The organism is Sorangium sp. So ce295, assembly GCF_051527405.1.
Classification (GTDB): Bacteria; Myxococcota_A; Polyangia; order Polyangiales; family Polyangiaceae; genus Sorangium; species Sorangium cellulosum_B.
The window spans coordinates 7,969,489-7,988,215 of sequence record NZ_CP150324.1 but is presented as its reverse complement, the minus strand read 5'-3'; the positions used below and the strand labels follow the sequence as shown (position 1 = coordinate 7,988,215).

Here is an 18,727-nt window from a genome sequence, read left to right as displayed (position 1 = left end):
CATGTAGCTGAGGTGGGCGGAAACGCCGTGGAGCGGGTCAGATGGCGTCGAGCTCGGCCGCGCCCTGCGTGGGGTGAACCGCCTGGATCGTGGGCGCCCGCGGCGCGGCGAGGCTGCCCGCCGTGATCAGGGGCAACGGCGCCCGCGGCGGGGGGATGCTCTCCGAGCGGAGCTTCAGGAGCTCCTCGCGCTGGTGCTTCCACACGGTCCGGTAGCGGAAGAACGGCACGGCCGGGTAGAGGTGGTGGATCAGGTGATACGTCTGCCCGAAGAGCAGCACGTTGAACAGCGCGCTGTCGACCGCGCGCGTCGCGCTGTACCGGTTCTGCGTCGCCGTGATCTCGTGGGGGAAGTGAGGCAGGTAGTCGAAGGCGAACGCGAGGAAGAAGATCGCCAGCCGCGCCGGCAAGATCCAGTAGAGGAGCGCGAGCTGGCCAACGCCGAGCCCGAAGGCCAGCACCACGAGCGCGAGCATGGCCGCGAGCGACGCGACCGTCTCGATCCGCTCCGCGCGCTTCTGCGCGTGGTAGGAGCGCAAAAATAGATAGTAGTAGTGGAGATCCTGTGTCGCCCAGCGGAGCGGCAGGAGATACCACGGGCCGCGCCCACTCCAGTAGTCGGGATCCCGGTCCGCCTCGTTCGTGTGTTTGTGATGCTCGAGGTGGAAGTGACGCACCGCCAGGAACGGCGCCACGAGCAGCAGCCCGGACAGCCGCCCGATCACGCCGTTCAGCAGCGCGGAGCGCGCCAGCGACCGATGCGAGGCCTCGTGCATCGGCGTGAAGGCGGCATACGCGGCGACCGCCGCTGCGAGCACCGCCGGAACGGTCGACACCCAGCCCGCGATGCCCGCGGTAACGGCCGTCGCCCAGAGGGCGCACGACCCCGCGAAGAGCGCCACCGTCGGCCACTCGATCGTCCGGGTCTGCAGCAAACCGCTGTCGAGCGGGAGGACGCTCCAGAGGGCCGGCCGCCCGGAAGGTCTCCCCGACGGCCTGCCCGAGGGCCGGCCTGACGGCCTGCCCGAGGGCCGCCCCGACGGCCTGCCCGAGGGGCGGCTCGGGCACTTCTCGTCGTTGTTCCTCGTGAAATTCCAGACGGCTGGCCGCCCCGATGGACGACTGAGTCGATTCTCGTCGTTGTTCATGGCGCTCAAAACTCCCGGGGGAAGCTTCGGATCTTCACGTTGGTGACAGCGAACGGTGGACACCGGATCAAGCGCAAACGAACGTTCGACCGCTCGGGACCGCGTTCCAGGGATGGCACCGACAGGTCGTCAGGGGTTAGCGACCTCCAGGGCGAGGTCGTCCACGGCCATTCCCTCGGATGAACAGAGGAGCGCCATGGGCGGTCCCACTGCGAGAGAAGGCGGGAGACGCTCGCAGACGAGCACGAATTCAATCTAGCAGCCTAGCAACAGGAGCACAACGGGACTTTCGGAGCGTTGCGTTGGGCTTTCTGGTTGGCTGGATTCCAGAAGCAGCGTCGTTTGTTTCGGTTTGCGACGGTTGCGTCGGTTACGACGCTTACGACGGTTGAGACCGTTGCGACCGTTGCGACCGTTGCGTCGGTTTACGATGACGTCGTCCGCCTGCATCTGCTTGCGTCGGCCCGTAGCGGCGTTCGCGGCGGCGTTGCGTTGCGTTGGCGCCGCTGCCGTTGTCCGAGGAACAGGCCCGGAGCGCCGCGCTGACGCTGACGCTGACAACATGGCACGCGTCAAAACAGTGCGCTCGGCACATTCCGCTAGACATGGCCGTGTGTCGATGCGCTGCCGTCCCGCAGCATTGCGCTCACCTCGTGGGCACAACCCCATGCCAGCGTGTATCCCGAACCGCCGTGGCCGTAGTTGTGGATCACACGGCCTTCACGCTCGACCCGCACGGTGCTCCGATAAGGGCGCAGCCCGGCGCGTGAGCCGAGCAAGCGGCCCGGCTTGAGCCCGGCCGCGCGCACCCGCTGGAGCATTGCGTCAGCAAGCTCGGGATCAGGCGTCAAAGGGCGATCATCGGGCGACGGGATGAAACAACCGCCAATCACGATCTCGCGACGCCTTGGGATGACATAAACGAGCGCCGATTCGTCCCTTTCATCACCCAGTGCGACATCTGGGGGGATCTCGCCTGGTTCGACGATCGCCACCTGGCCGTAGACGCCGATGAGCTCGCCGTCGCCGGTGAGCGCGCGCGCTCCGAGCCCGGTGCAATTCACGATGCAGTCGCCCTCGACCTCGGCGAGCGATCGCACGTTCTCGGTGCGCACTGGACAGTCGAGCTGCGCCTCCAGCCAGGGCAGGTGCAACGATGGCTCGATGCGCGGCGCCGTGAATCGCAGGCTGTACGGCGCGCCCAGCGGGTGGGGTCCAGGCTCGATCGCGAGGTCCGGGGCGCTCGGAGCCCACCACGGCGGGCGCGTGTCGTCCGCCGCCTCGCGCGCGATCAGGAGATCCACGCCCGCCTCCGGGTGTTCGTTCGCGATGCGCGTGAGTTCATCGAGGCTCCTCAAGGACCACGCGTTGACCCGCTCGGGCGGGTTCGCCAGGAAGGGATGCCACAGCGCCGCCGCGACCGCGGACGTCGTTCGCTCGCCGCGCGCCGCTGCGATCACCTGCACCCGGTGGCCGTCGCGCTGGAGGACGACCGCCGTGGTCAACCCGATCACCCCTGCGCCCACGACGGTGATCTGCTGCCCTTGAGCCTGGCCCCGCGATGACGCCACGATCGCGCGCTCTAGCACGCCGCGCCTCGGCGTCGACATCGCACACCACGCCCGGCGTCGAATCCGGTCTCATGGACGTCCAGCGACGTTCAGCGACGTCCCGCGACGTCCCGCTGTGTCCCGCGACGCCCCGTGATGTCCCGCGACGTCCGATCCACAGCGGTTTCCGCCCACCTCAGCTACATGCCGCGTGCGCAGCGGGCGCCGATGTTGTTGACGCGATCGGTGGGATGACTCCAGTCGCGGTTGCCTGCGCGCACGTCCGTCGCCGGCGCGCGGTAGCTCCCGCCGCGGGTGACCCGCGTCGCGTCGCGATCGCCGTCCACGCGATGCACGCAGTCGATGCACGGCGTGGGGAGCGCATCCCGCCACCAGTCCATCGTCCACTCCCAGAGATTCCCGGCCAGATCCGAGTGCCCCCATCGCCCGTCGCCGCGCGGCTTCGACCCGACCGGCAGGATGTCGCTCAGCGCGCAAGCCCCCGCGGCGCTTCCATCCCCGGTGCAGTTGTAGGAGGCGCGATCGCCGTCGATCCCGGAGCCCCAGGGGTAAGGTCGATGCTCGTCGCCACCGGCAGCCGCATAGTTCCACTCCGCCTCGGAGGGCAGGCGGCCGCCGTCCCACGCGCAGAACGCGAACGCCTCGAACCAGGTGATGCAATTGATCGGCAGCTCCTCGTTCGACCCGGGGGCGTCGGTCCACGTCCAGAGGCGATCGCCGTTGCACTGCAGCGCCGCCCGGAGCCCCGCGGTGTTCGGCGCGAGCCGCGAGTTCCACCCCGCGATCCACCCGCTGCCGCTGACGTGGGGGTGCCGGCCAGCCCCGATGGCCGGCGGGCTCTCCTGCACGCCCTGCCCGGCATCCACGAAGGCCCGGAATCGCCCGACCGTGATCTCGTACTTGTCCAGGCGGAAGTCGCTGACGGCCGCGGGGAACGCGTCGTCCGTGCTCGGTGTCCCGTCGTAGCCCCTCAGGAAGGTGCCACAGGGGACCATCCTGTTGCCGCAGCAGCTCGCGTCGCCCGGCCCGCAGCTGTCCCCGGCGCCCGGCCTGCCCCCCGCGCAGCTCGGAGGCATGACCATCACGTCCGTCGATCCGCACGTGTTCGGGCAACCCGGCTCCCCGCACTCGCACTGCATGCCGCCCGCGCACGTCACGCAGTCCCCGGTTCCATCACACTCCGCGCTGCCGTCTGCCCCGCAGGGGGTCCGCGCCGGCCTCGGCCGCTCCGCACACTCACCCTCGCTGCACACCGCTTCCATGCAGGCGCTCTGCGCTGGCGGGCAGTCCTCCACCGGGTCGACGCAGCCATCCGTCGCACCGCCGCTGCTGCTGCTGCTGCTGCTGGCGCCGCTGCTGCTGCTGGCGCCGCTGCTGGTTGTCGCGTCACTGCTGCTGGTGGTGGCGCTGCTGGTGCCGCCTGCCCCGCTTCCACCGCTCCCCACGTCGTGGTCACCGGTGAAATCACGCACCTTCGGGCTGCAACCCGAGACGAGAGAGGTGGCCACGATGAGCGCCAATTTTCTCATGTACGGCATCATACGCGACCGGGTGCACCCCCGTCGTGGTGGATGCCGTACCGGCCCGCAGCGTTGCTGCGCCCGGCCTGCGCCGGGCGCAGCAACGCGCCGGGTGGCCGGGGCGGTGGCCACCCGTTCCAGCGACGGCGGCCGCCGCGCTCCGTGCGCTGTGGCCTCGTCCGCGCCTCGTTCGCGCCTCGCCTGCGCGGCTCGGCGGCTGGATGGCGGCTGGAGCTCCGTTACTTGCGCTGCGCGGGGGCGGTCGCGGTCGCGCCGTCCCCGGCGCGCCGGCTCGGCTCGATCTGGCCGACGTCGCGGACAGCGCCGTTGGCGGCGCTCGTGGCCATCAGCGCGTAAGCCCGCAGGGCAGGGGAGACCTTCCGGTCGCGGTTCGGCCTGAACGCATCGGCGCCGCGCGCCTCGGCGGCGCGGCGGCGGCGATCGAGCTCCGCCTCGCTGACGAGGACATCGATCGTCCGGGCGGGGATGTCGATCCGGATGCGGTCGCCCTCCTCGATGAGCCCGATGGTCCCGCCTTCGGCCGCCTCGGGCGAGACGTGCCCGATGCTCAGGCCCGACGTCCCGCCGCTGAACCGGCCGTCGGTGATGAGGGCGCACGCCTTCCCGAGGCCCTTCCCCTTCAGGAACGACGTCGGATAGAGCATCTCCTGCATGCCGGGGCCGCCCTTCGGCCCCTCGTAGACGATCACGACCACGTCGCCCGAGCGGATCTGGTTGTCCCAGATCGCGTCGCACGCCGCCTCCTGCGAGTGGAACACCCGCGCGGGCCCCTCGAACTTCCAGATCTCGGGATCGACGCCGGCGGTCTTCACGATGCAGCCGTCCACCGCGATGTTGCCGTAGAGCACGGCGAGCCCGCCTTCGCGGCTGTACGCGTTGTCGACGTCGCGGATGCAGCCCTTCTGGGCGTCATCGTCGGTGTCGGCGAAGTACTTGTCTTGCGAGAACGCGACCGTGGTCGGCACGCCGCCCGGCGCGGCGAGCGAGCGCTTCTTCGCTGCAGCCGTCGCCGTGGGGCGGCGGATGTCGTTCTCGTCGATGGCCTCGCCCAGCGTGCCCGCGTGGACCGTGCCCACCTGCCGGTGGATGAGCCCCGCGCGGTCGAGCTCGCCGAGGATCGTCAGCACGCCGCCCGCGCGGTGCACGTCCTCGACGTGGTGATGCGACGACGGCGCGACCTTGCAGATGTTGGGCACCTTGCGCGACATCCGGTCGATGTCCGCCATCTTGAAGTCCACCTGCGCCTCGCGGGCGACCGCCAGGATGTGGAGCACCGTGTTCGTCGAGCCGCCCATCGCGATGTCGAGCGCCATCGCGTTCTCGAACGCCTCGAACGTCGCGATGCTCCGCGGCAGCACCGAGGCGTCGCCGTCGACGTAGTGCCGCTGCGCGAGCGCGACGACGCGCTTCGCCGCCGCTTCGAAGAGATCCCAGCGCGCCGCGTGCGTCGCCAGCAGCGTGCCGTTGCCGGGCAGCGCGAGGCCGAGCGCCTCGTTGAGGCAGTTCATGCTGTTGGCCGTGAACATGCCGGAGCACGAGCCGCAGGTCGGGCACGCGGACCGCTCCATCGCGGCGAGATCCGCGTCGGTCACCTTGTCGTCGCTCGCGGCGATCATCGGATCGATGAGGTCGAGCTTCCGGATGAGCGGCTTGCCGTCGCGGTCGTGGGTCCCGACGAGCTTGCCCGCCTCCATCGGGCCGCCCGACACGAAGACGGTCGGGATGTTGAGCCGCATGGCGGCGAGGAGCATGCCGGGCGTGATCTTGTCGCAGTTCGAGATGCACAAGAGCGCGTCGGCGCAGTGCGCGTTCACCATGTACTCGACGCTGTCGGCGATGAGCTCCCGGCTCGGCAGCGAGTACAGCATGCCGGCGTGGCCCATCGCGATGCCGTCGTCGATGGCGATGGTGTTGAACTCGACGCCCCACCCGCCCGCGGCGTCGATGACCTTCTTCGCCCGCTGCCCGACGTCGTGGAGGTGGACGTGCCCCGGAACGAACTGCGTGAAGCTGTTGGCGATGGCGACGATCGGCTTCTCGAAGTCCGCGTCCTTCATGCCGGTGGCGCGCCACAACGCGCGCGCCCCTGCCATGTTGCGCCCCTGGGTGGATGTACGACTGCGGTATCCGGCCATGCCGGGAACCTACTCCGTTCCGGCCTTCGCGCCTAGCCGGCAGGCGAGGCGGGCGCCTGGGTACCGCCGCGCCCGCTGCGTCCACCGCCGCGCGCTGCGTCCACGGGCGGAGACGTCGTTCGAGCGGCCAAGGCGGCGCGCAGAAGGTCTCTCGGGGCATGGGCCGCGACTCCGGGCGTCACCGCAGCCCGGGGCCGGCCCTTCGATCATCGGCCTCGCGGCTTGGACCACCGATCCACGGCGACCATCGCGGCGCCCAGCCCGTCGATGTAGCTGCCGTGCCGGAACGTCGCGCGCTTGAGCGCCACGACCAGGGTCGCCAGGAGCTGGCGCGCCTCGTCGCGTTCTCGCCGCAGGTCCTGGACCTCATCCCGCGACGGCCGGTTGACGACCGCAGCTTGCCCGGCGTCGTTCGTGCCTGTCTGACTCGCTCTCTCGGACATGGGTCACATCCTCCCATATCAAGTTAGCGCCGCGTCGCCCGCGCCATCAACCTCCATAGGAGGTATTTGAATCGGTGTTCGTATCCCGGCCCACGTCAGCTCAGGAGCGCGCGGCGATCGTGACGAGCGTGACGAGGCCGCGCGCGATCTCGCGATGGATGACGCGGAGTCCTGCCGCGTCGAGCCTGTCGCAGACCCAGTCGGGGGAGAGGCGCAGCTTGCGATAGAAGCTCGCTGACAGCGTCCACCGGCCGTCCTCTCGGCCGCGCGTGTGAACGAGGTCGTGCACCTTGACGGTCTCGGGTTCGTACTCGAGGAAACAGGTCATGATCACATCCGCGGAGTCGTGGACTGGGATGAACCGGTCGACGCCTTCGAGCTCGCGGGTGAGGTCGCGGAACGTGAGCGCGAGGTGGCCGCCGGGCGCGAGTCTCCGGGCGCAGCCGGCGAACATCCGCTCCACGTCCGACTTGCTGCCGAGGTGGGGGAGCGTGTCGCCCATGCACACGGCGAGCTCGCAGGGGGTGTCCGAGCGCTCCAGCGCGTCAAGGAGATCCCCTCTCACGATCTCGACGGCGAGCGCCCCGCGGCGCGCCTCGAGCTCGGCGAGCAGCCTGTCCGAGGTGTCCACGGCCGTCACCCTGAACCCGAGCTGCGCCAGCGCGATGGACTGAAAGCCGGAGCCGCACCCGAGGTCGATGGCCTCGGGAGAGCCGCCGGACATACCGCCGGACGAGCCCGCGCGCAGGCCGAGGCGCTCGAACAGCGCCCGCTGCTCGGCGACCTTGGCGTCATGATCCCCGAACATCCTTGAATAGTGCTCGGCGAGGAGCTTGTCGTAGTGATCGGCGACCGTGGGCATGGGCTCTGTTCCTCCGCGGCCATCCTACAGCGGCAGGGCCCGCCGGCGCATGCCTGCGCCGGCACGCATGGACAGATCGGCGCATGCCTGCGCCGGCACGCATGGACAGATCGGCGCATGCCTGCGCCGGCACGCATGGACAGACCGCCGCATGCCTGCGCCGGCACGCGTCACACACGCACGCACGCGGGCGCACCAGAATCGACTGCGTCCGAAAATTTCTGCTCTGCTTTGACGAAGACATGATATCTTGGTTGAAACGCGACTCTTACTCCGACATCGATTTTCGGGTCGGCGGTGTTGGATGGCACCGGGAAGGTTCCCGGAGCGAGGTTGGAGAGGGAGAGATCGCGTCGCTGTGCGCAGCTGGTTTCGTCGGACGGGTGAGAATGAGGTACGGCGGGCTTGGACCGAGCCAGCCTGTCGCTCGCGTGGGTGTTTCGCTCTTCGAGAGCGCGCCTCGCGAAGCGCGCTGATGGACCTGTCGGAGAACCAGCGAGGCGAGCCGGAGAGCCCAGGCAGGCGGTCACGCCGGGCGACCAGGCAGCCGGAACGACGGGCGAGCCAGAACGACAGGCAAGCCAGATGACCAGGTGAGCTCGGGCGAGCCGCGCCGCAGTCCTCGTGCGCCGCGCAGCCGGAGCCCGGTCGGCCTCGCCGAGGCGGCCAGCACCGGAATCTGAGCGAGGCGCGCCCGAGCGCTCAGGGCGGAGACAAGCTGACGAGCCGCCGACGATGCAGGTGAAGCTGCGCGGCGCGCGGGAGAGACGCCGGAGAGAGCACAGCCGGGCGCCGGTGACGCGGGCCGCGCCGGGTCACCCGCGACGATGACGGATGTGAATGTGAATGTGAATGTGACTGAGCGTGTGAGTGTGAATGTGACTGAGCGTGTGACGAACGGCCCATGACCGACCGGAGCGCAGACGACGCAGACGACGCAGACGACGTCGAGAACGAGAAATGAGTTGCGGAAGGTGTCAGTTTGCGTCACGATGAGAAGTTTTGTAACTGCGGTGTTTGCGAGCCTGCGTAGTTCGCGCGGGTCGTGGGATCGCGTCGAAGTAGCGAAGGAGCGTGGTGCATGAAGACGGTTGGTGATTGGCTCTCCAGGTGCTCGCGATCGCTCGTCGCCGCGGGCGCGGCCGCGCTCCTCTCCGCCACGCCGATCGCGGCCTCGGCAGAGCACCCCCCCACGCCGCGGCAGGCTCCGCCGGCGGCGGCTGTCGGCGCGGAGAGCGCGCCTACGGTAGAGCCCGCCTCGGCCCCCGGCGCGGGCGAGTGGGACACCTTCTCCGTGGAGGTCTATGGCAGGCTGGTCTCGCGCGCGGGGAAGGTCGCGACCCTGCTGCCGCTCGTCTCCACGACCGAGAAGCCGGTGGCCGCGGGGACCAAGGCGGTGCTCTTCCGCAAGGTCGAGGACCCAGGCGGACCGAGATCCACGAAATGGGTCGAGATCGCCAGGGTGACCATGAAGAAGATCGAGTCGACCGGCAACATGCAGCTCACCATCGACTCGGAGCAGCAGGCGCCTCCCGGCGAGAAGGGCAAGACGCCTGGCCACTTCGTGAAGGGCGCCCGGCTCAAGCTCGCGATCCAGTAGCCCGCGGCCGCGTCGCGGCGGAGCTCGCCGCGGGCGTGAGCCGGGTCGCACCGCTCCGAGAGGACCGCGCGGTCGCCGCGAGCGGGGACGGTGGGAGGGAGTCGGCGCGGGGCCGCGCGGCGCGGGTCGCCGCGGCCGAATGTCGCCGCCGTTGCACCACATTTTGAAACGCGGCGCCTCATCGTTGATAGAGTCGGCTTGCGGAGACGAGCGACGACGATGAACGCCCTTCGATCCTGGCTCTCGCAACTGAACCGCCCCGAGGTGACAGAGTTCGCCGTGGCCACCGGGCGCATGCCCAGCGTCAAGGTCTCGGGCGCCTTCCAGGCCGTCGATCCCGGCGCGCTCTCCACGGAGGACATCCTCATGCTCCTCAGCGCGCTCGGCGGCGGCCGCCACCTCGAGGCCCTCGGCGCGAAGCCGTCGCAGTGGCACATCCGCATCGAGGGCATCGGGGCCATCTCCGTCGTCGCCGCGCGCCAGGGCGACCTCGTGCACGCCCGCATGACGCGGATGCAGTCGTCCGCCGCGTCGGGGACCTCGGCCGCCGCGCCTCCCGCGCGCCCCTCGCAGCAGCTCTCCATGCGGGAGCACCTCGCGCCCGAGGAGGGGCAGCGCCCACCGCCGCGCGAGCAGGACGCGAAGCGCACGAGCTCCTCGGAGGTCGCGCTCGACCTCCGCTCTCCGCCGCCGCCTGCAGAGCCCCGCGCCAGCCGGCCCTCGGTGGCCCGCTTCGAGGCGCGCGTCGACGATGCGCCGGCCGCCGAGCGCGTCGCGCCGGCTGCCCGCCCGTCATCGCCGTCCCCGGAGCCCCGCGCCGCCGCGCGCGTGGCCGCCGCGGGCGGGCGCGCGCGGTCCTCCTCCACCGAGATGCCGGCGGCAGCGCTCGACGGGCTGCTCGCCATGGCGCGCGATCAGGGCGCGAGCGATCTGCACCTCGTCGCCGGCCGCCCGCCGCTCCTGCGCGTGGCGGGCGAGCTGATGCCGCACGGCGAGCCGCTCGACCCGGCGGCCGTCGAGTCCCTCCTCCTGCCGCGCGTCCCGCCGCGCCTCTCGCAGGTGCTCGAGGTCGAGGGCTCCTGCGATTTCGCCATGGAGCTCGGCGCGCTCGGCCGCTTCCGGGTGAACATCTCGCGCCACCGGCAGGGGTACAAGGGCTCGTTCCGGCTGATAGCGCGCACCATCCCGACCCTCGCGTCGCTCGGCCTGCCCGACGCCATCGGGCTCGCCACCCGCCACCACCAGGGCCTCATCGTGATCACCGGGCCGACGGGCCACGGCAAGACCACGACGCTCACCGCGATCGTCGACATCCTGAACCGCGAGACCAGCCATCACATCATCACGGTCGAGGATCCCGTCGAGTTCGTCCATGCGCGCGGCAAGGCGATGATCAGCCAGCGCGAGGTCGGCACGCACACCCGCTCCTTCGAGAACGCCCTCAAGGCCTCGCTGCGCGAGGACCCCGACGTCATCGTCGTCGGCGAGCTCAGGGACACGGCGACGGTCCGCATGGCGCTGGCCGCGAGCGAGACTGGCCACCTCGTCCTCGGCACCATGAACACCCCGAGCGCGGCGAAGACCATCGATCGGCTGATCGATCTCTTCCCGCCCGGCGATCAGCAGCAGGTGCGCGTCACCCTCGCGGGCGGCCTCCGGCTCATCGTCAGCCAGCGGCTCCTGCCGAGCGAGGGCGGCAAGCGCATGGTCGCCGCCGCCGAGGTCCTGCCCGGCTCCGTCCCGCTCTGGAACCTGATCCGCGACTCCAAGACGTTCCAGATACCGAGCCTCCAGCAGCGGGGGAAGGGCCTCGGGATCATCCGCCTGGACGACTCGCTGGCCGAGCTCGTCCGCGCCGGCAAGACCACGCTCGAGGCCGCGCTCAAGGTGGCGGAGGCCCCCGACGAGCTCGAGGCCGTCCTCGCCGGCAGGCGGCAGCCCATGCTCACGCCGGACAGGCGGCCGCCCGCCCCCGCGCCCGACGCGTCCAGGTCCGCGCCCGTCGAGGCGGGCAAGGGCCTCTTCGAGCGCGCGGGCGCGCTCTTCGGGAAGAAGGGAGCGTAACGTGGCGCGGATCGATCGCCTCTTCGACGAGCTGCTCTCCAGGAAGGGCAGCGACCTGCACCTCGGCATCGGCTACCCGCCGCTCGTGCGCGCCCGAGGCGAGCTCATCGCCCTGCGCGACACGCCCCTCGACACGGCCGAGATGGAGGCGCTCCTCTTCGAGATCACGACCCCCGAGGAGGCGCGGCGGATCGTCGACGATCTCGATCTCGACTTCGCCTATTCCTACGCGGACAAGGCCCGTTTCCGCGCGAACTACTTCTACAAGACCACCGGGCTGGCGGCCGTCTTCCGCACCATCCCGAGCAAGATCCTCTCGCTCGACGATCTCGGATGCCCCGAGATCGCCCGCCGGCTGTCCGAGCGGACGAGCGGGCTCATCTTGATCACGGGGCCGACCGGCTCCGGCAAGTCCACGACGCTCGCGGCGATGATCGATCACATCAACCGCTCGCGCGCGTGCCATGTCCTCACGATCGAGGATCCGGTCGAGTTCGTGCACAGCCCCATCAAGGCGCAGATCACGCACCGCGAGGTCGGCCCCGACGCGGGCAGCTTCGCGAGCGCGATCCGCAGCGCCGGGCGCGAGGACGCCGACGTGATCCTGATCGGCGAGCTCCGGACCAACGAGACCATGAAGCTCGCCTTGCAGCTCGCGAGCTTCGGTGTCCTCGTCTTCGGCACCGTCCACACGAACAGCGCCGCCGCGACGATCGACCGTATCATCAACGCGTTTCCCGCCGACGAGCAGCTCCAGGTCCGCGGCATGCTCGCCGAGAGCCTCGCCGCGATCATCGCCCAGCAGCTGCTCCGCACGAAGGACGGCACGGGCCGCGTCGCCGCGCACGAGATCCTCGTCGGATCGAGCGCGCTCTCCGCGATGATCCGCGAGGGCAAGACGTTCCAGATCACGAACCTGATGCAGGCGGGACGCTCCGCCGGCATGCAGACGATGGACATGGCGCTGGAGCGGCTCGTCAAGAAGGACACCATCTCGGTCCAGGCGGCGCTGGAGAAGGCGATCGACAAGGACAGCTTCCAGAAGCTCTTCCCCGACGCGCAGGGGGCGTGACGTAGGATCGAGCCGCGGAGACGAAAGGGGGGAGAGTGAATCGTTCGTTGCCGCTCTCCGGGCGTCCAGGCGCTCTGTCTCGCTAGGACGCGACACCCCCGCTTTTCGGTGTGCCTCCCGAGGCAGATGACGTGGCGCCGTGACGCGGCAGATCCACGGTGAAGCAGGCGCCCTTGCCCTTCTCGCTCGACACCTGGATCGTGCCCCCGTGCGCCCGGACGATCTCGTTCGCGATGTAGAGCCCGAGCCCGAGCCCGCCGTAAGACCTCGACGAGACCGCCCGCTCGAACCGCTGGAAGATGCGCTCCATGTCCTCCGGCGCGATGCCGGGCCCGTGATCGCGCACGACGACCCGCGCCGTGTCGCCGCGCTCGGCGACGGTCACCTCGATGGGCCCGCCCCTGCCGAACTTGATCGCGTTGTTGAGCAGGCTCCTCAGGACCTGCGCGACGCGGAGCCGATCGAAGCGGCCGAGCACCGGGCGCCCCGCCGCGATCTCGATCTGGCAGCCCGCCCGCGACAAGGGCTCGCGGAGCTCGCTCACGACGTCGCGGGTCAGCGCGGAGAGGTCGACCTCCGCGAGATCGAGGTCGAGCTCATGGCGCGCAATCTGGTTCACGTCGAGGAGCGCCTCGATGAGCCGCTCGATCCGCTCGACCTGCCCCAGGCTCACCGCGACCATGCGCTCGAGCGAGGGGCTCACGATCTCGGTCGCCAGCTTCCTTTGCATCATCCCGAGCTTCAGCCTGAGCGGCGTGAGCGGCGTGCGGAGCTCGTGGGACGCGACGGCGAGGAACTCCTCGCGGATCTGGACGGCCTGCTGCGCCTCGCGGTAAAGGCGCGCGCTGTCGAGCGCCATCGCGGCCCTGCGCGCGAGCTCCTCGACGAGCGGCGCGTCGGCCCGGGTATAGCGCGGCGTCGCTCGGGTCCGCATCAGCGAGAGCACGCCGAGACAGCGGCCGCGCGTCACGAGCGGCGCGTTCATGTACGCCGCGGGCGCGAGCTCGAAGAGCGCCTCCGGGCGCGCTGCGCCCGCGGCCCAGCGCCGCATCAGGCCGTCGTCCACGAGGCAGAGCTCGGCACGATCCGCGCCGAGGGCGCCGTGGGGATCCCCGGGCGCGCCCCGAGGCGCCGCGGGGTCGCCGGAGGGCGCGGCGAGCTCGCGCAGGCGCGCGGCCTTGGCCGGGGAGTCCGCCGCGACGGCCGCCGGCTGGAGCGCGCCCGCGTCGTCGAGCACGTAGAGCGCCGCGCCCTCCGCGAGCTCGGGCACAGCGACCTCGGCGATCGCGTCCAGCGTCGCCTCGTAGCCGAGATCGGCCGCGAGCCTCCCGCACGCCTCCGCCAGGAAGCGCTCGGCCATCTCCGCCCGCTTGCGCTCGGTGATGTCCGTCGAGATGCCGCAGACGGCATAGACGGCTCCGGCGGCGTCGTGCAGGGTGAACTTGAGGGACAGGTACGTGCGTAGCTCGTCGTCCACGAGCATGACCTCTTCCAGGTCCATCGGGCTGTCCGCCTCGATCACCTTGCGGTCGTAGGCGGCGAACGCGTCCGCCATCTCCGGCGGGAAGAGCTCGTGATCTCTCTTGCCGATCACCTGCGCTCTCGACAGATGAACGAACTGCTCGTACCGCCGGTTGATCAGGAGCAGCCGGCCCTCCAGATCCTTGACGTAGATGGCGGCCGGCGAGCTGTCGACGATGCTTTGGAGCAACGCCTCGCTCTTCTTCAGGGCCGCGTAGAGCGACGCGTTCTCGAGCGAGATGGCGGCCTGCGACGCGAGCAGATCGAGCACCGAGAGCGTGTCCTCGGTGAACGCGCCGCGCATCGAGGCGTTCTCCAGGTACAGGATCGCGTCGACCCCGGGGCGCCGCGCGATAGGCATGCACAGGACCGATCTCGGCCGGGCCAGCGCGATGTACTCGTCCGCCGAGAACCGCGTCTCCGCCGCGTCGTCGAGGATGAGCGGCTCGCCCGTCCGGACGACGTAGTTGACGACTGACAGCGGCAGCGCGGCGGAGGACGCGGGCGCGCGCGCCTCGCCGGCGAGCGACTCCACGAACGGCTTTCCTCCCTCGATCCTCGCCCTAGCCCGGATCGACGCGGCGCCGCGGCGAGCCTCCAGCAGGTAGCCCCTCTGCGCGCCCGCGTGCGCAAGGACGACCCTGAGCAGCGCTTCTTCGAGCCGGGGTATCAGGATCTCGCCCGAGAGGCTCTGGGACGCCCTCACGATCGCCAGCCGATCGAGCTCCTCGGCCGGCATCGTGACCGTGCTCCTCGCGGCGAGCGGGCGCGCCGTGAGGTGCGGAAAGAGCCTGTCGAGCTGCTTCACCTTGCCGTCGGCGCCCCAGCGGGCGTAGCAGCAGCGGGCCGCGCGGAGGTAGGTGTCGGCGATCAGGTCGAAGCCGCGATCGCGGTAGAACGCCGCTGCGAGCTCCTGGCTCAGCGCCTCTCCATGGACGAAGCCGCTCGCGCGGGCGGCCCGGATGGCCTGCTCGTAGAGGCGCGTCGCGGAGAGATCGTCGCCCGCGATGCGCGCGATCTCGGCCGACACGAGCGCGTGGCGGTCTGCCTGGTTCGCGGGCTGGACCTCCGCCCAGCGGCGGAGATCCGCCTCGTGCGCCCTCAGGGCGGGGAGGAGCTCGTGCCGCTGCTCCTCCGGCAGGGCGCGGGCATGGCACGAGAGCGCGAGCGCGGCGACGTAGGCTTGCGTGCTGACGTGGAACTGGTCTGTCACGGTGCCGAGCAGCTCGCTCGCCGCGCGCGACGCGGCCACGGCTTCGCCATGGCGACCGAACAGGAGCGCCGCCTGGGCGGCGTAGAGGCGCTCGTGGAAGCGCGTGATCCGCTCCGCCGCCCCGCGCGGCGGTCCCTCGATGTCATCGGCGCCCTCGCTCTCCCAGCCCGGATCGCGCCCGCGCAGGCGCTCCACGAACCGATGCACGATGGCCAAGGCATCGTGGACGACGTCGTACCGGGCCCGGCGCGCGAAGTCCATGTGGCGCTCGGCTTCGGCGACGACGTCCGCCAGCGGATCGCCCGCGGCGAGGCGCAGCGTCACGCCCTGAAACGAGCAATACGACGCGTAGAGCAGCGCGCCGCTCTCGACGGCCTCGTCAAGTGCCTTGTAGAGGAGGCCGACCACGTCCTGCAAGGGGCGGATCCAGGGGTCGATGAAGGTGCTGATCATATGGAGGATCTGCGCCCGGTTCCCGGCCCGGCCCCTGGTCTCCAGCAGCGCGCGGGCGAGCTCGCCGAAGCGGTAGCTCTCCCGGTAAAGGCCGAGGACGCGGCCGATGGTTCCGCCGAACGCGACGTAGCCAGGCGGAGAAGCGTCCGAGTTGCCCGCGCGGAGGCTGAGCTGCACGATGCGGCACGCGATGAGGCTGTAGAGGTGCGGATCCGAGAAATAGGCTGACGGGAGCGCCGTCGACAGGGTGGTCGCCACGGCCAGCATGTCCGGATCGACCAGGCGCGGCAGGCCGACGAGCTCCTCGACGCGGCGGTCGCACACCTCGCCCCAGACCTCGCGCGCCGCGCGCTCCACCGCGTCGCGCGTCGGGTGGAGCGGGATGTCGACGTCGAAGCGGCGCACGCAGGAGAGGGCGCTCCGCGCCGCTCGCTCGAAATCGGCCCGGGTCGTGTGGAGGACGATCTCGATGCCGTGGACCTCCGAGAGCTCGATCCGGCTCCGGGCGCGCTGCAGGAGCACATCGACGATCCGCTCTGAGGCGGCGAAGTCGCCGCTCAGGAAGGCGCAGCGCGCGCTCTCGCAGTGGAGGTCGAGCGCGAGCGCGCGCTCCTTGTCCCACGCGTCGTCCCCGAGCAGCGCCATGCCCGCCGCGAAGTAGCTGGCCGCGGCTGCGTAGGCCGCAGATACCTTGGCTCGCCGGCCCGCCGCCAGGTTGAGCCTGGCGATCCGGTCCTTCTCGTGCCGGTCGGTCACGAGGGCAGCGCCCAGGTTGAGGTGGCCGGCGATCTCGAAGACGCGCGCCTCGGCGGCGTCGGGAGGCGCGTGGGCGGCGAGCAGCCGCCCGATGCGGAGGTGCACCGCTGCCAGCTCGGCCTCCGGAATGAGCGCGTGAGCCGCCTGCTGGACACGGTCGTGGAGGAACCGGTACGTGTCGCCGGACCTGAGGAGCAGCCCCTCGCGCACGAGCTCCCGGTGGTCCTCGTGAATGGCGTCCTCGGATCGATCGCGGATGACGGCGAGGGTGCCGGCATCGACGGTATTCCCCACGCAGGCGGCCAGCGTGAGCGCCTTCTGGGCCGACGGGGAGAGGCGCTTGATCTTCGCGATCATGAGATCGACCACGTTGTCGGCGAGGCCCTTGCCGCGGATCGCGTCGATGTCCCACCTGAAGGCGCCTGCGCGCAGATCGACCTCGAACAGGCCCTCTTTGTGGAGCATGGTCAAGAACTGGGTGGCGAAGAACGGATTGCCGGCGGTCTTCTCGTAGACGAGGCGCGCGAGCGGGGCGGCGTGCTCTCCGCTCGTATGGACCGTATCGGCGACGAGCCGCTGCACATCCCCCTCGGACAGCCGCGAGAGCTCGATCTCGAGGAGCCTGGTGCCGGCGCCCCGCGCGCGCTCGATCATGCGCGTGAGCGGGTGGAGCGGATTCACCTCTTCGTCACGGTAGGCGCCGATCGCGAGCAGGCGCTGCGTCTCGGGGTGGGTGACGAGGTGCTCGAGGAGCGCGAGGCTCGCCGGGTCTGCCCACTGGAGGTCGTCGAGGAAGAGGCAGAGTGGGCGCTCCTCGCGGCAGAAGGCGCCGACGAAGCGCCGGAACACCATCGCGAACCGGCTCTCTGTCTCGGTCAGCGGCAGCTCGGGGACGGGCGGCTGCTCGCCGAGGATGAGCTCCACCTCCGGGAGGACGTCGATGATGAGCTGCGCGTTCTTGCCGAGGGCCGCGGAGAGCCGCCTCCGCCACTCACGCAGGGTGGGCTCGCTCCCGCCCAGGGGTTCGAGCACGAGATCGCGGAGCGCCTGGACGAGCGTGGCGTAGGGGACGTGCTGGTGCTGCTGGTCGAATTTGCCCGCCGCGAAGAGGCCTCGCCCCCGGACGGCCTTCCGGTAGAGCTCCTGCACCAGCGAGGTCTTGCCGACCCCGGCATTGCCAGAGATGAGGAGAAACTCGGGGGCTCCGCGCAGCGCCACGCGCTCGAAGGCGGCGAGGAGGGCGCCGAGCTCGCGCTCGCGGCCGTAGAGCGTCTTCGGGATCTGGAAGAGACCGGAGAAGTCGTGTTCTCCGAGCGGGAATGGGTCGATGCGCGCCCGCGTCGTGAGGCCCTCGAGACATCGCTCGAGATCGTACGCGAGGCCGCGCGCGCTCTGGTACCGGTCCTCGGGGGCCTTGGCCAGGAGCTTCATGATGAGATCGGACACGGGCGACGGGAGACCCGGGACGAGGTCCGAGGGAGGCCGGGGGAGGACAGCGGCGTGGCGGTGGACCCACTCCAGGGCATCGCTGGCCGAGAAGGGCAGGACGCCCGTCAGCATCTCGTAGAGCGTGACGCCGAGCGAGTAGAGATCGGCGCGGTGATCGACCGCGCGGCCCATGCGCCCTGTCTGCTCGGGCGAGATGTAGGCGAGGGTCCCCTCGATGACGCTCGGAATCCGCGCGTCGGCCTGGTCCTCCGGGAGGAGGGAAGCGAGATCGAAGTCCGAGATCTTCACCTCTCCTGACCTGGAATCGACGAGGATATTCTGCGGCTTGATGTCCCTGTGGACGATCCCCTTCGCGTGGATGTCCGAGAGGGCTGCCGAGATGCCCGAGGCGATCGTCAAGAACCGTCCGAGCTCCATCGGTGCGCCCAGCTCCCGATCGAGCGAGCGACCGTTGAAGTCTTCCAGGACGAGCGCCGGTCGGTCCCGGTACGTGGTGAGCTCACAGGGCCTGATCGCGGACCGGCCGCTGAGCCTTCGCCCGATCTCGAGCTCGTGGCGCAGCCGCGCCGCGTCCCGGCCGTCGAGGGGCTCTGCCCGGGGGATCTTGAGCAGGACCGGACAACCGTCCTCGTTCCGGAGGCCGCGATGGACGACGAACCTGGTCCCCTCGCGGAGGATCTCCGTCACGGTATAGCGGTCGGGCGCGGGCATGTCGTTCGACCGGCGGCGACCAGGCCGCGCCGGGCGTGCCGCCCAGTCCGCCGCCGCTCGGGGTTGTGATCATCCCGGCGCTCCACGGACCGACCTTGCGCAGAGAGCCATCGAGCGCTCTCCGCAGCGAAGCCACGGAGCGGCCCAGCGCAGCCTGCATGGGTTCGATGGTCCTGCTCCACCGCCGTC

The 18,727-nt window shown here is 70.5% G+C and carries 10 protein-coding genes; 3 read left to right on the top strand and 7 right to left on the bottom strand.

Annotated elements, in window-relative coordinates; all coding sequences use genetic code 11:
* Positions 1-37: 37 nt before the first annotated feature.
* The 6 genes from WMF11_RS30175 to WMF11_RS30150 all read right to left on the bottom strand — a co-directional run bounded on the left by WMF11_RS30175 (position 38) and on the right by WMF11_RS30150 (position 7,699).
* Positions 38-1,147, bottom strand: a complete 1,110-nt coding sequence (locus WMF11_RS30175; protein ID WP_437973156.1) for a fatty acid desaturase — start codon at positions 1,145-1,147, stop codon at positions 38-40.
* A gap of 599 nt (positions 1,148-1,746) precedes the next feature.
* Positions 1,747-2,757, bottom strand: a complete 1,011-nt coding sequence (locus WMF11_RS30170; RefSeq protein WP_437973155.1) for an FAD-dependent oxidoreductase — start codon at positions 2,755-2,757, stop codon at positions 1,747-1,749.
* Positions 2,758-2,897: 140 nt separating this feature from the next.
* Positions 2,898-4,247 carry a formylglycine-generating enzyme family protein gene (locus tag WMF11_RS30165; RefSeq protein WP_437973154.1) on the bottom strand — a complete coding sequence of 450 codons (1,350 nt, stop codon included), beginning with the start codon at positions 4,245-4,247 and terminating at the stop codon, positions 2,898-2,900.
* Between the two features lie 230 nt (positions 4,248-4,477).
* A complete protein-coding gene (ilvD, locus tag WMF11_RS30160; RefSeq protein ID WP_437902695.1) occupies positions 4,478-6,394 on the bottom strand; it encodes a dihydroxy-acid dehydratase in 1,917 nt (638 codons plus the stop codon).
* A 206-nt stretch (positions 6,395-6,600) separates the two neighbouring features.
* A complete protein-coding gene (locus tag WMF11_RS30155; protein ID WP_437542125.1) occupies positions 6,601-6,837 on the bottom strand; it encodes a hypothetical protein in 237 nt (78 codons plus the stop codon).
* Between the two features lie 100 nt (positions 6,838-6,937).
* Positions 6,938-7,699 carry a class I SAM-dependent methyltransferase gene (locus WMF11_RS30150; protein ID WP_437973153.1) on the bottom strand — a complete coding sequence of 254 codons (762 nt, stop codon included), beginning with the start codon at positions 7,697-7,699 and terminating at the stop codon, positions 6,938-6,940.
* Between the two features lie 1,081 nt (positions 7,700-8,780).
* Here WMF11_RS30150 and WMF11_RS30145 point away from each other — a divergent pair.
* The 3 genes from WMF11_RS30145 (at position 8,781) to WMF11_RS30135 (ending at position 12,435) form a co-directional block, all read left to right on the top strand.
* On the top strand, positions 8,781-9,299 hold the full coding sequence (locus WMF11_RS30145; RefSeq protein WP_437902693.1) for a hypothetical protein: 519 nt from the start codon (positions 8,781-8,783) through the stop codon (positions 9,297-9,299).
* A 219-nt stretch (positions 9,300-9,518) separates the two neighbouring features.
* Entirely contained in the window at positions 9,519-11,363 is a 1,845-nt protein-coding gene (locus WMF11_RS30140; protein WP_437973152.1) for a PilT/PilU family type 4a pilus ATPase, read from the top strand.
* Position 11,364: 1 nt separating this feature from the next.
* Positions 11,365-12,435 (top strand): type IV pilus twitching motility protein PilT, encoded by a 1,071-nt coding sequence (locus WMF11_RS30135; protein ID WP_437902691.1) that lies wholly within the window; start codon positions 11,365-11,367, stop codon positions 12,433-12,435.
* Positions 12,436-12,517: 82 nt separating this feature from the next.
* On the opposite strand, the gene WMF11_RS30130 is transcribed toward WMF11_RS30135, so the two are convergent.
* Positions 12,518-18,538 (bottom strand): AAA family ATPase, encoded by a 6,021-nt coding sequence (locus tag WMF11_RS30130; protein ID WP_437973151.1) that lies wholly within the window; start codon positions 18,536-18,538, stop codon positions 12,518-12,520.
* Positions 18,539-18,727 lie beyond the last annotated feature (189 nt).